Below are 2254 nucleotides of genomic sequence, written 5' to 3' on the forward strand. Positions count from 1 at the left end.
TGTGGCGTCCGACCGTCTGACCTCCTCATCTTAAGGTAGGTATTTCAACGGACTGTTAAGGATGATTGACGCTGATCAGGGTGAGTTCCTATCCACAGTGCCGGGCTATAACCTTTCTGATGCACTCTCTCCGGTTCTGCGAGAGTTTGGGCACAGGGATCCAAACACTCCTCCTCGGCCCTGCGCTACGACCGCTTCGGGTTCATCATCCAATCATTGCTCCAAGCAGCGTGCATCTTCTTGGTTGCAAAACGCGCGGCTAACGAATCTTAAAATCCGCTCTATATAGAAAAACTGGCGCGAACCCAGCTATCAGGATTACATTCTTATGCGCTCTTGATTGGCGCCTCAATCTCAACATTCAGCAAGTTCTCAATCGGCAGGATCGTGGTTATGGGGCTACACCACCACAGTTGCTGGTCAGCGGCGTCGACAGTCGGACTGAGAGGGAGATGCTCAGCCCGAACGGTTTATTGAGCATTCGCGACAACTGCTCGGAACCAACGTGATGGCTATGGTGAAGATGAACCAGAGGAATCTGGATGCCGGGGCCGAACAGGGTACCCAGCGGCATGGTGGCAAGCGGAACGGCATAACAGCGACGCGCGGAGGCTGCAACTGCCGCCAAACAGATCGACCCGCGTCACCACCGAGTGGACTTCGGGCAGATCGATTTGGTCGCAACGTTAACAGCAACTGCTGGGCAGCCTCGGGTACAGCCGTTCCGCAATACGGGCAGGCAGGCTTCGGCAAGGCAGTGCTCAGCCCACTCGAGCACATTGAGCAGGAACGATACTCTGGCGCGGATTGGGTGTAGTTTACCTCGACGCCTGCCGTTCAGTAAGGCTCCCTGCCAAAACCGCGTAGGAGGCGCACTGGTAAGCGGAAGAGGTCACCGAGCAGGGTTTCCTGCTCCAACCCTCTTTGCCTCACCAGTGAGCCTCCTACGAGCTCCTAGGGCATATCGGGTTAGGGAAGCAGTAAGCGTCCTCTGCTGGCCACGTTGCCGAATGCCGTCTTCCAAAAAAATAAAACAAATTTTTAAAAAAAACACAACGCACCACCCGTTTGTGTTCTTTTGTTCAACAGTTCTTGTTCTAGGTCTTGTTCTAGGGCCGAAAACGTGTTTATAATCAAGGCGTTACAGGGTGCTATTGTGCCAAATCGGGTGAAGCTATTGTGCCAAATCGGGTGACCAAAATGACGTTTTTTGCACACCTATTGTGCCAAATCGGGTGAATTTGGCATTCAGTCCTAGCTCTTCGCGACATTTCTCTACCCCATTCCTATTTATCCTGGCGTCATCTCGAAAGAATGCAACACAAATGTATTTGCATTGTAAGTATATTAACTTGATTCAACAGCTTAATTAATTATGTTGAACAATCAGAGGATGTACGCCTCACATCTTTCATATGGATGAAAAAGCCGCGACCGAATGTGATTAATGCTGGATTTTGGACAATGAACAAGCATGCAAACAGCCCCCAAGTATGCCCTTTCCTTGATCGACATATCTGCAACTAATAGTTTTATTTCAGTCAATGCGACCGTTATCCATCAAGAAACCTTCGTGTCTGCCCACCGCATACGCTAATGAAAAAATTCTTTTTGGCGGCTTATTTTCTTAAAACAGAAAAATTGCCTTTGTGCAATTTATGCTCTTTTCGCCGCCCTAATCCTTCGTTTACCGTGAGAATACCATCGAATGACCTAAATAAGTGGATTTTCACCATGAACCTTACAGTCAAGGAAGTTGCTAGTGTGTTACGAGTGCATGATCGAACCGTGCGTCTCTATATCGCACGAGGAGATTTGTCCGCAGTTCGTATTGGCCGCAGGTTGCTTGTTACTTCGAAGGAGGTCGAAATTTTTTGCCGCCTTAGGTCGGTCACGCCAACACAAAAATCTGGAAACCACAAGGTTTCCTGCAACGCTACCAAGTGATACCATAAACACCACTGTTCCACCATCAATGTGAAGAATTTTTGCTGTAGTTCTCCGAAAACTACATCGAGGTGTTTTCACACGATTCCGCATAATTACCTCGAATATCAATGGCATACATCTCACCTACGCTGGCATCCTCATAAATGCGGTATGCGGTGACCAGTACACTACAGGAGCAAACCCATGGCACGACCCTCCATAACTCTGATCGACTTGCTAAACGTGGTTTCGCACTCAAGTCTCCCTGAGGCTAAAAAAAAGTGGCTGTCCTACTGTATTCATCGCTTCAGCAGTGTGTTCGAGC

At 48.8% G+C, this 2254-nt stretch carries 1 protein-coding gene; it reads left to right on the top strand.

Translation table 11 applies throughout. The features are described 5' to 3' along the window. The first annotated feature begins 1734 nt into the window (after window positions 1-1734). The gene (locus tag AC5JJ6_RS10235; RefSeq protein WP_496041940.1) at window positions 1735-1947 is read left to right on the top strand and encodes a helix-turn-helix domain-containing protein; all 213 of its coding nucleotides are present in this window, start codon (window positions 1735-1737) and stop codon (window positions 1945-1947) included. Window positions 1948-2254: the final 307 nt, after the last annotated feature.

Source organism: Skermanella sp. (assembly GCF_059503625.1).